This is a genomic window from Stenotrophomonas sp. KH_036_B, from assembly GCF_057839485.1.
In genome coordinates this window covers 323,029-335,979 of the sequence record NZ_CM174491.1, presented here as the reverse complement: position 1 = coordinate 335,979, position 12,951 = coordinate 323,029, and the positions used below count along the sequence as shown (strand labels likewise).

Sequence of the window (12,951 nt, the reverse complement as noted above, 5' to 3'; positions counted from 1 at the left end):
CCAGCAATCCGAAGTCCCGGTACCGAACCAACTTGCGATACAAGGCTGCGTTCCTGAAGGAGCTGGATGCGGTCTGCAACTTCTCGTCATCCGCCTACGATTTTGAGTTGCCCGGGCTGCCGCACCCGGACGAACACATGCTTCGCCGCCTGGCCTACGATCGTGTTCATTCCGGCGTGAGGTCCCCGAACGCCCGCAAAGATCCCAGTCTTAAGGAGCGGGTCTGGATGCTACTCCGGCAAGGTCATTCGCAGTCTGATATCGCCAAGGAGCTTGGCATATCCCGACAGGTGGTTAGCGTTACTATTCAGAAACTTAGATCCATCTGGAAAGATCACCAGATGAGACTTCGCGACTATCTTCTCCCCTAGTGCCCAAGCGGGACACAAGTCGCTTCTCATGCTGTCGCTTGCCATCTGTCTCAACACGCTACCTCGACACGTCGGACATACTGTCGAGGTGACCCTATAGACCCAACCGCGACTGGCTGCGCACTCCATGAACTCGGCGCTTTCTTATGCAGCAAGCAATGGATAGACTCACCTGAATCAACGCTCAGGACATTACGATGATCAGAAAGGATGCGCCGCCTATCGTGGATCAGAGCTCTCCTTGGCAGGGAGATATATTTGATCGAAAGCACGACGGTGAAGTTCTTTCAAACCTCATCGCTAAGAGCGCAGAACAGTCCCTCACCATATCCCTGCAAGCCCCCTGGGGGAGCGGAAAGACGATCTTCCTCCAACGCCTCAAAGCTCATATTCAGAACGAGTACCGAATCAAGGCCATTTCGGTAGATGCGTGGAAGTACGATCATCATGGCGACCCCCTCGTCCCAATCCTCGCCCAACTTCTGGATGTAATCGAGGCGCAAGCAAATATCGCGAAACCCAAAAGCAATCTCAGGATAAACCTAGAAAAGGCCGGTTCCGACGTTGCAGCTGCGGGCACTAAATACATCCTCCCTGTACTTGCCGCAGCAGCCAAGGGCACCGTACCAGTCTATTCAGCCATGGTGGAGGGTACCGAAAAGATAGCGACTAGGCTCTTAGATGCGCAACGCGAGTTGATGAAATCTGAGCCAGCCTTCAGATCTGCGCTTGAAGCGGCGAGAGATGCGCTCGCCGCCAGAGCGCCAACCGCCCCAATTAGGCCGATCCTTTTTGTCATTGACGAGCTAGACCGCTGCCGTCCGGATTACGCTATACAGACACTTGAGCGAATCAAACATCACTTCGATGTCCCTGGGATCATTTTCTTGATTGCAACTGACCATGGAAATCTCCCTGCTGCAGTGCAAACAGTTTACGGTACGCATGTGAATGGAGAGGAGTATTTACGAAAGTTCTTTGACTTCGAGTACCACCTCTCGCCAGCATCACGCGAAGCTGTAACAAAGTACCTGCTCAGCAGCGCTGGGCTCGGAGTTAACCAAAAGAAGAATCTAGCGAGTATCGTAGGGCACCCTTCCTCATTTGACCTAGAGCAACTCAGCCAGACTCAAATCGAAGAGCTCGATAGGATTGAGTACGAGACGTTCTTCACTTCGATGTCTACGGTCTTCAAGCTCTCTCCTCGAGATCAGATACGTGCTTTCACGCTGATCTATGCCTTCTACATTACGCACCCGAAGTCATCCGTCACAATTCCGCTCGTCGACTGTTTCATCGCGTGCCTGAGGTTTGGCTCCCCTAAGGACTACATAGAGCTTTCATCGACGGGCTCCATTTCACTCCCAGGCGCCTACTCAACCAACCAAGACAATCCGCTGAATTGTGTGAGAGCACACAACTACAATGAAGTGCTTGACTTGTTTGTAGGTGGTCCGGCAAATCGGCAGAATGCAACTCACAGCGTGGAAAAAAGGATTCGAGAAGCCAGTGTAGGTGAGAATATTGGCGTCCTAGCAGCAGTCACATCAGTGGCTAGACATAAGCGTATCCCGGACTTCAATCCACGGGCGTACATTGATTCGGTCATTCGACTAAGTAGATCCCTGAACAGGGACGAAGAACTTGAATAGCCTAGTGATCCAATGACTGCCCTTCGTACACATGCGGCAGTCGCCGGGCACCGCCAGTGGAGTGACCTTCGTGACGCTGGAGGACGAACGTGGCATGACCAATGCCGTGGCCTCGCAACACGTGATGCGACGCTTCCGACGCACGCTGATCGAGAGCCAGTTGCTGGGCATCGAAGGGCGCTCGGAGCGGTTGGAGAGTGTGGCTATGTACCTCAGTCTCTAGCCGCTCGCAGGGCGATCCCCTGATGCCCCCATCGCTTCTATTACGCGCCGCTCGGGGACAGGTCTTGCGGCGAAGGGACCTTGATCCCTTATCGATGACTTGAGTGAGCTCGCCCGAAACCCAGGGCGCAGGCTATACGGCACCTAAATGACTGGTTGCGGGACAATGGAGTTCAGATCCCGAACTTCTTCCCGTGCACTAACTCGCGCCGCCACGAGATCAGCCCCCATTCTCGCTGCGCTCAGAAGCTCTGGGACCGAGTAGACATCGCCGCCCGCGGCCCTAGCAGCGGCGGCCGAAATCGAGCGGTAGCAAATCGCCAGATAGTCTAATAAATGGGTGACCAACTGCGGCCTCACACCTTGAAAGTGCCCGGTGTGCGCGATCTTGTTTCGCAAGTAGTAGATGCGGCGCAGCTGTCGCCGAACATCGGTTTCCGATTTCGTAAGCCGGCCTGCAAGAGCTTTGTTGTCTTTCAGCTCACGGAATATCTGCATAAGCTTGAACTTGAGATGCTCACGATCACCGATGCTGCCGAATAGCTCGATGGCGGTCGCCTCATCACGAAGCAGTGCAAAGACGTGGTGATCCGTCGTGCATTCATCGAAGATGACAGCCTCCGAACCAATTAACGCTTGATAGAGAGGGGTCGTCGCAACGTGGTTGGCAACAAGCAGATCCCGGAGGTAGATCACACGGCGATGCAGCCCAGCACTAGCATACAACTGCGGCACAAAGTCCAGGATACCTTGGAGAATGGATGCCCCCCTTGTTACGAACAGAGACTCTAGCGCAATCCATAGATTCAACAGCTTCTGCTCCAGTGACGCCGCATTCCTAGCCAAACGGAGGTAGCGCAGTGAGCGACCGAGTTGATCCTTCGCCGTATCGTCGAGATTCTTGAAAACTTGACGAAGACTCAGCCCGGGAGCTGCAAAAGAAGATCCAGCCTCCTTCGCCATGAAGGCCAGCAGCACCTCGACATTAATGGTGCGAAGGTGAACCGGGGGCCCAAGAGCTAACGTTGCACAGTGCGCGGAAACTTGGAACTCGGACCCGATCTCGAGCGCCGTAGCCGCGTCCAGAAATCGGTCTAAGCGCTCTTTGGTCTTCAGAGCAGCAGAGACATAGTCGGTTGCCGACAACGATGCATGTGCGACGACAGTGACGTCAATGTTCTTCTTGAACTTTTCGAGCTCTGCTCCGTGAATTGACGCCGGAATTTCAGGCAAGAAGCTCAGTCCTGGCTCATCAGTTATGCCCAGAATCAGGCTCGGCTTGGTTGTATGTATGCCATAGTAGGTGTCGAACTGTGTTTGTTGATTCTTCAACCGATCCAGTACGAACGTGAGTTGCTCACTGAAATCGCGTCCGCGGTAGTTATTTTCGCGCGTGAAGAGCTCGGAGCGATTGAACAAATAGGTGGGAGAGTATCCCTCGTTCAGGAGATAGGTAACAAACAATCCAGTGATGCGATCGATCTGTGACGTTATCCGCTCCTTCTGGGTCAAGTCTACCGGCCCAGCTACCTCTCGCTCGATGCTGGCGAACAGCGCGGAGGAATACGACTCCTCACGACCAAGAACGGACCGTGCAAGCTGGCCTACGCGGAGCAGCGCGTTCTCCGAGACATCTGCGGCCAAGACAAGTTTCACTAGAGGTGTCCGAAGAACTACCAGGTCACCAAGAATCTCCTGCGCGACAGGATCTCCGTCCCAGCAGTCACTAAACTCCTCTACCGCAGACTGGAGGTACGCGATATTCTTCTCGTTAGCGCGATATTCCTCCACGTACCCGCGTAGTTCCCTCGATGCGCTGATCACATTCATCAGGCGAGCCTGGTAGAAGTGTGGCGTGTACATGCGAAGCTTTTCTACAAAGCAGTCCACGAAGAAGCGCGCACGGAAATCTGCAACGGGCAGGCGCGTCCAAACGGCGTCCGCCGTATATCTAAGCATGCTCATGCTCTTCCCCTATCAAGCGTGCATGGCATTGAGAATGGCCGCGACTTCATCAACTGAAAGATGGTTTCTATGACCCAACTGATCGCGCATGCCGCTGAACACGCGATGCATACGCGTGTAGGCGTCCAATAACGGAGCATGCGAATTGAGGTCACGGCCTTTAAACTTCGTGAAGCGTCCCATGTCCTCAATGAGGATCAAGGCGATTCCGAGAGCTTTGGCCTCGTTGTTGCCGTCGAACCCGGGGAACCGGACATGTTTGCCGAAGGGAGCTGCGTTCCGCTCTAAGCGTGTGGTTTCCTCTGACCCAAACGACGAAACGGCTTCCTCAATGAAGGACCACATTTCGAGGTAGTTAGCCACCTTCGAGACCAACTCTGGAGTTGGGTCAGACTCACTTCCGACGACGCCAGGCATCTCCCAATCGAGGGCCCACGTGTTCTCGGTGTAAATCGCTGAACGCAGAAGGCTCGTGTCGACAGAGTCCAAATCCAACTTGTCGTATATATCGCTCAGCATCAAAAGGATGAGCTTCTCAGGGTTCGTCAGCTTCATGGTGGGTCTGGAGGAAGTTTGTGAGCGGTCAATTCATCGATTGAGGGGGACGTGTACCGTCGATCACCTGGCGCCTCATATGAACCCCCAAGTCCCCTGCAATTGTGCCCTGCTAAGCTCTGCAGCACTACCCACCTTCGGTCGTCCACGAAACCGGTCCATGCCCAGCAACCGCCCTTCGCGACCGCCCGCTCCTGGTCGGAAGCGGACGCCGTCGTGCTCAACTATTTAGTCATCACTCTCCCGAGCGCTTGGGGCCTCCCGGTCCATAGCCGGCTTCCCATACCTCTAGGACATACCCGAACCGGTCTCCCAGCTCCGGAAAAGCCTCGCGCAGCGTGTCCATCACTCGCGCCCTGGTTTGCCAGCAATCGTCCGTCCAATTGACAACATACGTCCAGTCTTCCGCGCTCCAAGACTTTACGGGCCGTTGCAACAGGAGCTGCTGCCTAGGAGGGCTGTCCCACTCTAGTGCCCCGATGTTGGTCGCGTCGTATTCGCTCACACCTGTCCTCTTTACCACGATTCCCTACAGGCGTTGTCACCCACTTCGCGTCGGCCCGCTTGCCCCTCCGACTGCCACCGCGCCTGTAGAGCCTCGAGTTGGAAACCGATGATTCAGGGCAACGAAAGTGCTACATGACAACACTCATGCCATCTAAATACATGATTTCATGTCGCTTTTATACTGCCATTGTCCAGTCCATCATCGGGGCAACGGACAGGCGGATGGAGGCGGCGTAGCGGGCTGCGGGAGTGGCAGGCTGGGTCATGGGGTGTGCGGGTCAGCAGGAATGGCCGGGTTTACCAGCGCGATCAATAGTTTACACCGATCGGCTGAACGCCAAGGTCTGGTTCGGAGAGGCGCTGCGTCGGTGCAATGGTTGCAGCAGTGCAATGGTTGCACTAGCATCATTCCATGCCGACGCTCGTCAGACTGCCGAACTGCACCGTCACCATGTACCCCGCCGACCATCAGCCACCGCACTTCCACGTGCGCATGCGGGACGGAAGGGAGGCACTGATCGCCATCGCCCCGCTCACCAGTTCTCACAAGCTTCGCGAGCTGGTGGAAGCGCTGGTGTGGGCCGAACAGAACACTGAAATCCTCATCGCAAAATGGCAGGAGCTCAATCCATGAACCACAAGCACTTCTTGCTGACCGCGGTGACGGCCATTGGCCATACGCGATTGGCGCTGCGCTATGCCGATGACCAGGCATTCGAGCTCGACCTGGGCGAGGTAATCAACAAGCATCCGACACTGGCCAAATTGCGCGATCCTGACGTGTTCGCACAGGTGGAACCCGATGAGTGGAATCGCGGCGTCATCTTTGCAGGCGATGACGACTTGACCTTGGCAAGCGACAACCTGCGCGCCATGGCAATTGAACAGTCGGGAGAGTTCTCGCACCAGCAACTGCTGGTGTGGATGGCCCATCACGCGATGACGTTGGATGCGGCTGCGGCCGCGCTGGATGTCAGCCGGCGGATGCTGGCCTATTACCGCAGCGGCGAAAAGCCCATTCCTCGGACCGTTGGCTTGGCAATGCTGGGGTGGGACATATATCTGCTGCGCGGCTCGGAACACGCCTTCGAGTACGACGCTGCAGCGTGAGGCGGGCCCGCCATCTCCCGCACCGCTGAGATGTGACCGAATCGCCGGCGGCGTGCAGCGCGTGCAACGCCGCCGGCAGGAGATCGCTTACATCCCGCGTGCGCGGGTCTGCTCGCGTTCCTGGTGCTGGCTCTGGTTCTGCGACTGGGTGTTGAGGTCGTCTGCCTGGCGGGTGCTGCTTTCCACCGTCTGCGAGATCGCCTGGCTGTGCTCGACGCACGCGCGGCGTGCCGCCGGGTCGCCCACGTTGCCCTGCACCGCGAACACGCCCGAGCCGTCGAGACGGGCAACGACCGTATCGATCTGCTGCATGCCGGAGGCCTTGGTGGCCACCACCAGCTGGCCGGCGGCGCGATCGAGCTGCTCGGCGTCGGCAAACAACGGCTTCATGCCGCTCTGCGTGCGCTGCTGTTCCATCGCCTGCAGCTTGCCCTGCGCCTGCTCGAAGCGGGCGTTGTCCACATGCGAGGCGTCACGCATGCTGGGCTCTGCGTGGGCCGGTGCATTTCGCGTGGCTGCCACGCTCGCATCCAGCTGGCCGAGGGTCTTCTCCCCAGCCTTGCCGTCGTTCTTCAGCCCGTGCTCTTCCTGGAACTTCGTCACTGCCGCGCGGGTGTCGTCGCCGAAGTAGCCGGTGGTGGACAGCGGCTTGCCGTCGGCGCCCTGGTAACCCAGCCCCGCGAGCTTGGTCTGCATCGCCTTGACCGCGTCGCCACGCTCGCCGTGCACCATCACGCCGTCGGCCATCGCCGCCTGCGCAGGCGGTCCGGACTGGGTCCGGCTGGGTGCCTGATGGGTCAGCGTGAGGCGATCATTGAGCATGTCGCCCAGGTACTTGCGGTACTGCTCCGGCTCCAGCTCGATATGCGCATGCACCGCGCCGGGGGTGCCGGCGTCGGACTGGCGGATCAGCGGCGCGCCGTATTCCACGTAGTCGCCGGTCTTGAACGGGGTGGTGCCGCGTGCGCCGTGCAGCACCTGGCCGACCAGTTCGCGGTCGGGGTGGCCGGCGGGCTTGCTGTAGATGCCGATCGAGTTCCAGGCATCCGACCTGACTTCGGCGTAGCCTGCGACCGGGGCGGGGATCATGATTTCCCGATCACCGCGCGGATTGGTCAGGATCAGGTCCTTGTGCACCAGCGGAATGCCATTGCGGTCGTCGCGATTGCGGACCGTCTCCAGTTCCCCTTCCACCATCTCCGAATGACGGTCGGCCAATGCTGCATTGCCAGTACGCACCGCTTCGCGGTTGGCATTGGGGTGGTGGATCTTCATGTCGCGGAAGGCGTCCTCACCACTGGTGCCGTGCGCGATGGTGCGGTTTGACGTGCCATTGCCGAAGGGCTCGACGACCCGGATCCGCTCGCCACTGGTCAGGTCGGTGGCAGTGGCGGTGGCAGGGGTGGCGGCATCGCGCGTGGGCGCGGTCGGGGCAGCCTGCGTCGCTGGCGCCTGCGTCGGCGCTGCCTGGGTCGGTGCGGTGGGCGCGACCGGTGCGGCAGGCGCTGCCGCCTGCGGCCCTTGCTGGCTCGCCACGGCCGCCAGCGCGCCCAACGTGTTTGCACCCGCCTTGCCATCCACCGTCAGGCCATTGGCCTGCTGGAACTCGCGCACCGCATGCTCGGTATTGGGACCGTAGTGCTTGTCGGCCGTCAGCGGCTGGCCGTCCTTGCCCGTATAGCCGGCCTGGATCAGCTTGTTCTGCAGCGCCTCCACTTCGGTGCCGCGCTCGCCCGGCGTCAGCATGCCGTCGGCCATCGGCGCGGCGCTGCTCTGCCGCCGTCCCTGCTGGCGGGGTTCGGGCTCGCCGAAGGCCTGCTGGTAGTCCTTGCCCTGATAGGCCTCGGGGTTGCGGTTGACCTGGTCGTAGCGGGCCAGCCCAACCAGCGAGGTCTTCTCGTTGGTGGCGCGATCGCGCAGGGAATCCCACAGGGCCGGGGAGCTTTCAAAATGCCGCTGCACGTTGTCGTGCTTGTAATCCTGCGCAGCGCGCACGATCTGTTCGTCGGTCAGGTCGGCAAGATTGAAGTTCTCGCCATAGGCCGCCTTGAGACCGTTGTGGAACACCGAGCGGGTCATGCCGCGGTACTGCACCGAGGTGCTCCACAGTGCGTCCTGCACGGCGGGACCGCGGTCGGACAGGTCCACGCCGACCGCCTTCAGGCGGTCCATCTGGACGTCGTAGTACTTGTGCTGGATGAAGTCGTGCTGGTCCTGGGCAAAGGCGGTCGGGTGGGCCGCGGCCACTTCCTTCCAGCGCTCGGTGAATGCCGCGGTGCCGGGCTGCAGGCCGGTGAACTCACTGGCGTAGCGCGACGCACGCACGTACTCGGCGGCACCGCCCACGTTGGTGGCGTACTGGTAGCTGCCGTACGACACGCCGCCGTGATCGCCCTGCCCGGTGGACACATGGCCCGGGCCGCGACCGCCGGTTTCATAGTGGGCCGACGTCTGGCCACGGTGCCAGTTGTCCATCGCCTGCTTTGCCTGGGTAACAACATCCATTGCCTACACTCCGTTGCGGGGGGGGGATTACTTCGAGATGAGCGCTTCGAGCTGGTCGGCGCGATTGGCGGTACGGTTGATCCGGCACGACTGCGCGTCCAGCATCTGGCCCTGGCCATCTTCGTCCGGGTTCGCGCTGCAGTAGCGGTTGGTGTCACTCATGTACGCCGCCTGCTCGTCCATCAGATCGTCCTTGACCTTGCCATCGGGACCGTCGGCGATCTTGCTGACCGCCGCTACGAGGCGCCGGTCCTGCCAGGCGAACTCTTCGTCACCACACGCCTGTAGCGCCGGGGTCACGGCATTGCTGGCCTTGACGCATTTTGCGTACTGCGGGCGGAGATTGGCCTTGCGGTAGGAGTCGTCGGGGACGCTCCGGCCCATGTCTTCGGCCTCCATCGCCAGGTCGGCCGCGGACAGACCCGGACGCGCCTGCGGGGCCGTCGGAGCAGTCTGGCCTGGCGCGGCGGTCGGTTGGGGAGCAGCGGCCGGCGCGGCAGCGTCCGGGGTCCCGGCGGCGGCAGGACCGCCCAGGGTGACGGCTTCGGAACTGGGTGCCTGGCAGGCCGCCAGCATCACCGTCAGCGCCAGGACACTCCAGTGGCCGTGGCCGTACAGGCGGCGGCGGAGTCCAGAAAGAGGGTTCACTGCGTGCATCATTCGCTTCTCCTTGCGGGTGTCCGGTCATGGCCGGCCCACCTCGACGGTCGGGTATCCATTCTGCGCGGCGATCATGACGCCGGCGATGCGGTGGCCGCATCGGTGCGCCCACCCTTCCCCGGCGACGCACCACGCGTGCACGATACCTGCGTCAAACCATTGACGTCCAGCACGCATTACAAGGGGAAATTGAGGGTTCAAGGCGTATATACAAGTGTCTTTCTCCGTGAGATCAACTACTTGTCACGCCGCAGGAAGCGCTGCGCAGGCACAATGGGGCTTACCTCTTCCTGCTCCACACCCCCATGCGCAGCGTAAGGCCCACCCTGTTCGACCCCGCCACCGAACAAGGCGTGCTGCGTCTGTCGATTGCCGCCTCGCTCGCGGTGGCGCTCGGTGCCGTGGCATTCGGCCTGTACGCCAACTCCTCGCTGATCATCTTCGATGGCATCTACGGCCTGATCGACGTGGTGATGACGTGGCTGTCGTTGCTGGTAGTGCGGTTGATCAGCCTGTCGACCAACGTGGACGCGCTGCAGTCACGCTTGAACCAGCGCTTCACGATGGGCTTCTGGCACCTGGAACCCATTGTGCTGGGCGTGAGCGGCACGCTGATGATCGGCGCGGCGCTCTATGCGGCGGTGAACGCCGTGAACGCGCTGATGTCCGGCGGCCGCGAGATCGCCTTGGGCCCGGCCATTGTGTTCGCGGTGCTGTCGCTCATCGGCGAAGCGGCGATGACGTTGTTCATCCGCCGTGCCAACCGCAGCATCGGCTCGGATTTTGTCGGCCTGGATGCGAAGAACTGGATGGTGGCCACGGCGATGTCGGGCGCCTACCTGATCGGCTTCGGCGGTGGCTGGCTGCTGCGCGGTACGCCTTGGGCGTGGATCGTGCCGTACATCGATCCGGCCATCCTGCTGGTGGTCTGCGCGTTCGTGGTGGTCGCCCCGCTCGGCACCGTGCGCCGGGCGTTGTCGGACATCCTGCTGATCACGCCCGTGGACCTGCAGTCGCACGTGGACGAAGTCGCGCGCGCCATCGTGGCCAAGCATGGCTTCCTGGAGCACCGCAGCTACGTAGCCAAGGTGGGGCGCGGCGAGCAGATCGAACTGTTCTTCGTGGTGCCCGCCAACGACCCACCGCGCCCGCTGGTGGAGTGGGATCAGCTGCGCGACGAGATCGGCGAAGCACTGGGCGAGGAGTCGACGGATCGGTGGCTGACGATCATGTTTACGACGGATCGGGAATGGACGATCTGAGGGCAGGTGACGCTGCTCCAACACCGTTCACGCCGATGTTCCCAGCCTCCTTACACGGCGTCAGTGCGTTCGACTGAGTGCGAGCAACCGTCTGCATCGCGTGCGACACCACGGTAAGTACGACAGGCTGTCCGGCACCGGGAGAGTAAAGGACGTTTTCCCCTGCCTTCTTTTTGCGCTTCTCGCCGAGCACCATCACCTGATCAAGCAGCCGCACCCCCTTGTCAGGTACGCCGCGCCAGAGCACAAACTGCGCCCCTGCTCCATCGGACACTCCCGAACCGGCAGGCGCCAGCATATTCACTACAAGGGTGTAGCCATCCTGTTCGCTGGACCCGATGAACAGCTCCGCCGCAGCGGCCGACGTCATCTGGAACACCGGTGCCATCACCTCCTCGCCGCCCACCGATACGTGAAGCGAGAGCGTATGTACGACAGCGGTCTCCCCGGTCAGATCATCCGACGCGGCAGCGTGGTGCGACAACGCTGCACCCGCCAGCCACAGCATGAATGTCGCAAAGCGCATGAACATTGCCAGCTCCCTCTCAACCTATGAAGAGGCGGCACTGTAGCGATCACAATGCGAACCTGGCCGCGAAGGGATCACAGAACTCGATAGGAATATTCTGGTATTCGCATTGGTCGGTCGCTCCTCGTCTGCCGATGGTGGCAACGCAACGGCGCTACTGCGCCGATGCCTGCTTCCACTGCCGTGGCGACTGCCCCGTCTGCGACTTGAACGCACGCGACAGCGCCGCTTCACTGCCGTACCCAACATCCACGGCGATGCGCTTGAGCGGTTGGCCCTTGCGTAGCGCCTGTTGCACCAGGCGGGTGCGCCAGCCCTGCAGGTAGTGGCCGGGCGTGCTGCCGATGGTGTCGCGGAAGCTGTCGGCGAAGGCACTGCGCGACATGCCGGCGCGCTGGGCCAATGATTCGAGGGTCCATTCCTGGGCGGGCGCTTCGTGCATGGCCACCAGTGCATGGCGCAGGCGCGGGTGCGCCATGCCGGCGAGCAGGCCCACGCGGAGCTGGCCGCTTTCCATCAGCGCGCGCAGGATCTGGATCATCACCACTTCGAACAGGCGGTCGAGCAGCGCCTGGCGGCCGCAGCGCTGGGCGAAGGCTTCGTCGAACAGCACCGACAGGATCGGCTGGCCGCCGTACAGCGTGTCCAGCGGCAGGCAGATCATCGGCGGCAGCGCGGCGGCGACGGGGTTGTTACCGCCGCCTTCGAACTGCAGATGGGCGCAGGCGAAGTCGGCCCCCACCTCCGCGTCCGTGACGAAGCGATGCGCCAGCGGACGTGGATACACCAGGACGCTGGGTTGGGTGATCTCGAGCACGCTGCCGTCGGGGTGCTCCACGCGTACCTGGCCGTCGCGGATCAGGTGCAGCTGGCCGCGCTCGCCGTCGGCGGGCAGGTCGTTGATGCCGCACAGCGCGCCGGCGTGGAAGACTTCGGCATTGACCGCGAAGCGGCCCAACAGGGATTGCAGGCGGTCGACCATTCCGGACTCCAGATCAAGTTTTCTGGACGTTATGTTGCCACACGTCCGCCCAGACGGCGCACAGTACACCTCACCAACCGGTCCATCCCGTTCACAGCCAGGAGATTCCCATGTCGATTGAAAAGGTTCTGTACACCGCCACCGCCACCGCTACCGGTGGCCGCGAAGGCCACGCCACCTCGTCGGACAACGTGCTGGACGTGCAGCTCTCCACCCCGCGCGAGCTGGGCGGCGCTGGCGGCCCGGGCACCAACCCGGAGCAGTTGTTCGCTGCCGGTTACTCGGCCTGCTTCCTGGGCGCGCTGAAGTTCGTGGCCGGCCAGGCCAAGGTTGCGCTGCCGGCTGAAACCAGCATCACCGGCAAGGTGGGCATCGGCCAGATTCCGACCGGCTTCGGCATCGAGGCAGAGCTGCAGATCAGCGTGCCGGGCCTGCCGCGCGAGCAGGTGGAAGAGCTGGTGCAGAAGGCGCACATCGTGTGCCCGTATTCGAATGCCACCCGCGGCAACATCGACGTGACGCTGACCATCGTGTAACAAAAAATGGGCGGATGCCGGTCCTTGAACCGTGCATCCGCCCATCCCACCGCGGTGGATCCCGTTTCCGGGATGCATTCGGGTTGTTGCGGGCA

12 protein-coding genes are annotated in these 12,951 nt (G+C 61.2%); 6 read left to right on the top strand and 6 right to left on the bottom strand.

Annotation, left to right across the window (positions count from 1 at the left end):
* Nucleotides 1-568: 568 nt before the first annotated feature.
* Nucleotides 569-2,023, top strand: coding sequence for a KAP family P-loop NTPase fold protein (locus tag AC3ITN_RS01385; RefSeq protein WP_489391814.1), 1,455 nt, complete (start codon nt 569-571; stop codon nt 2,021-2,023).
* Between the two features lie 31 nt (nt 2,024-2,054).
* Nucleotides 2,055-2,246 (top strand): hypothetical protein, encoded by a 192-nt coding sequence (locus AC3ITN_RS01380; RefSeq protein ID WP_489391813.1) that lies wholly within the window; start codon nt 2,055-2,057, stop codon nt 2,244-2,246.
* A 143-nt stretch (nt 2,247-2,389) separates the two neighbouring features.
* On the opposite strand, the gene AC3ITN_RS01375 is transcribed toward AC3ITN_RS01380, so the two are convergent.
* Nucleotides 2,390-4,210 carry a hypothetical protein gene (locus AC3ITN_RS01375; RefSeq protein WP_489391812.1) on the bottom strand — a complete coding sequence of 607 codons (1,821 nt, stop codon included), beginning with the start codon at nt 4,208-4,210 and terminating at the stop codon, nt 2,390-2,392.
* Nucleotides 4,211-4,222: 12 nt separating this feature from the next.
* Complete coding sequence (locus AC3ITN_RS01370) at nt 4,223-4,765, bottom strand: YfbU family protein (protein WP_489391811.1); 543 nt, start codon at nt 4,763-4,765, stop codon at nt 4,223-4,225.
* A 919-nt stretch (nt 4,766-5,684) separates the two neighbouring features.
* Here AC3ITN_RS01370 and AC3ITN_RS01365 point away from each other — a divergent pair.
* Together AC3ITN_RS01365 and AC3ITN_RS01360 are read left to right on the top strand one after the other, a co-directional pair.
* Nucleotides 5,685-5,906 (top strand): DUF4160 domain-containing protein, encoded by a 222-nt coding sequence (locus tag AC3ITN_RS01365; protein ID WP_489391810.1) that lies wholly within the window; start codon nt 5,685-5,687, stop codon nt 5,904-5,906.
* Nucleotides 5,903-6,382: a DUF2442 domain-containing protein gene (locus tag AC3ITN_RS01360; RefSeq protein ID WP_489391809.1), complete on the top strand. Its 480-nt coding sequence runs from the start codon at nt 5,903-5,905 to the stop codon at nt 6,380-6,382. The genes AC3ITN_RS01365 and AC3ITN_RS01360 overlap by 4 nt, the downstream gene beginning before the upstream one ends.
* An 87-nt stretch (nt 6,383-6,469) precedes the next feature.
* Here the strand turns inward: AC3ITN_RS01360 and AC3ITN_RS01355 are convergent, their stop codons facing one another.
* Complete coding sequence (locus tag AC3ITN_RS01355; RefSeq protein ID WP_489391808.1) at nt 6,470-8,887, bottom strand: VgrG-related protein; 2,418 nt, start codon at nt 8,885-8,887, stop codon at nt 6,470-6,472.
* A 27-nt stretch (nt 8,888-8,914) separates the two neighbouring features.
* Nucleotides 8,915-9,544, bottom strand: coding sequence for a lysozyme inhibitor LprI family protein (locus AC3ITN_RS01350; protein WP_489392857.1), 630 nt, complete (start codon nt 9,542-9,544; stop codon nt 8,915-8,917).
* Nucleotides 9,545-9,852: 308 nt separating this feature from the next.
* Between AC3ITN_RS01350 and AC3ITN_RS01345 the strand changes: the two genes are divergently transcribed.
* Nucleotides 9,853-10,809 carry a cation diffusion facilitator family transporter gene (locus AC3ITN_RS01345; RefSeq protein ID WP_489391807.1) on the top strand — a complete coding sequence of 319 codons (957 nt, stop codon included), beginning with the start codon at nt 9,853-9,855 and terminating at the stop codon, nt 10,807-10,809.
* Here the strand turns inward: AC3ITN_RS01345 and AC3ITN_RS01340 are convergent.
* Both AC3ITN_RS01340 and AC3ITN_RS01335 read right to left on the bottom strand, forming a co-directional pair.
* Nucleotides 10,781-11,341: a hypothetical protein gene (locus tag AC3ITN_RS01340; RefSeq protein WP_489391806.1), complete on the bottom strand. Its 561-nt coding sequence runs from the start codon at nt 11,339-11,341 to the stop codon at nt 10,781-10,783. The genes AC3ITN_RS01345 and AC3ITN_RS01340 overlap by 29 nt on opposite strands.
* A gap of 151 nt (nt 11,342-11,492) precedes the next feature.
* Nucleotides 11,493-12,320: a cupin domain-containing protein gene (locus AC3ITN_RS01335; RefSeq protein ID WP_489391805.1), complete on the bottom strand. Its 828-nt coding sequence runs from the start codon at nt 12,318-12,320 to the stop codon at nt 11,493-11,495.
* 110 nt (nt 12,321-12,430) lie between these two features.
* Here AC3ITN_RS01335 and AC3ITN_RS01330 point away from each other — a divergent pair, with 110 nt between their 5' ends.
* Nucleotides 12,431-12,856: an organic hydroperoxide resistance protein gene (locus AC3ITN_RS01330; RefSeq protein WP_313341966.1), complete on the top strand. Its 426-nt coding sequence runs from the start codon at nt 12,431-12,433 to the stop codon at nt 12,854-12,856.
* Nucleotides 12,857-12,951: the final 95 nt, after the last annotated feature.

Excerpts from the sequence above, each read along its gene's own strand:
- AC3ITN_RS01385 (WP_489391814.1), top strand. The coding sequence starts at position 569 with ATGATCAGAAAGGATGCGCCGCCTATCGTGGATCAGAGCTCTCCTTGG.
- AC3ITN_RS01380 (WP_489391813.1), top strand. The coding sequence starts at position 2,055 with ATGCGGCAGTCGCCGGGCACCGCCAGTGGAGTGACCTTCGTGACGCTG.
- AC3ITN_RS01375 (WP_489391812.1), bottom strand. The coding sequence starts at position 4,210 with ATGAGCATGCTTAGATATACGGCGGACGCCGTTTGGACGCGCCTGCCC.
- AC3ITN_RS01370 (WP_489391811.1), bottom strand. The coding sequence starts at position 4,765 with ATGAAGCTGACGAACCCTGAGAAGCTCATCCTTTTGATGCTGAGCGAT.
- AC3ITN_RS01365 (WP_489391810.1), top strand. The coding sequence starts at position 5,685 with ATGCCGACGCTCGTCAGACTGCCGAACTGCACCGTCACCATGTACCCC.
- AC3ITN_RS01360 (WP_489391809.1), top strand. The coding sequence starts at position 5,903 with ATGAACCACAAGCACTTCTTGCTGACCGCGGTGACGGCCATTGGCCAT.
- AC3ITN_RS01355 (WP_489391808.1), bottom strand. The coding sequence starts at position 8,887 with ATGGATGTTGTTACCCAGGCAAAGCAGGCGATGGACAACTGGCACCGT.
- AC3ITN_RS01350 (WP_489392857.1), bottom strand. The coding sequence starts at position 9,544 with ATGCACGCAGTGAACCCTCTTTCTGGACTCCGCCGCCGCCTGTACGGC.
- AC3ITN_RS01345 (WP_489391807.1), top strand. The coding sequence starts at position 9,853 with ATGCGCAGCGTAAGGCCCACCCTGTTCGACCCCGCCACCGAACAAGGC.
- AC3ITN_RS01340 (WP_489391806.1), bottom strand. The coding sequence starts at position 11,341 with ATGTTCATGCGCTTTGCGACATTCATGCTGTGGCTGGCGGGTGCAGCG.
- AC3ITN_RS01335 (WP_489391805.1), bottom strand. The coding sequence starts at position 12,320 with ATGGTCGACCGCCTGCAATCCCTGTTGGGCCGCTTCGCGGTCAATGCC.
- AC3ITN_RS01330 (WP_313341966.1), top strand. The coding sequence starts at position 12,431 with ATGTCGATTGAAAAGGTTCTGTACACCGCCACCGCCACCGCTACCGGT.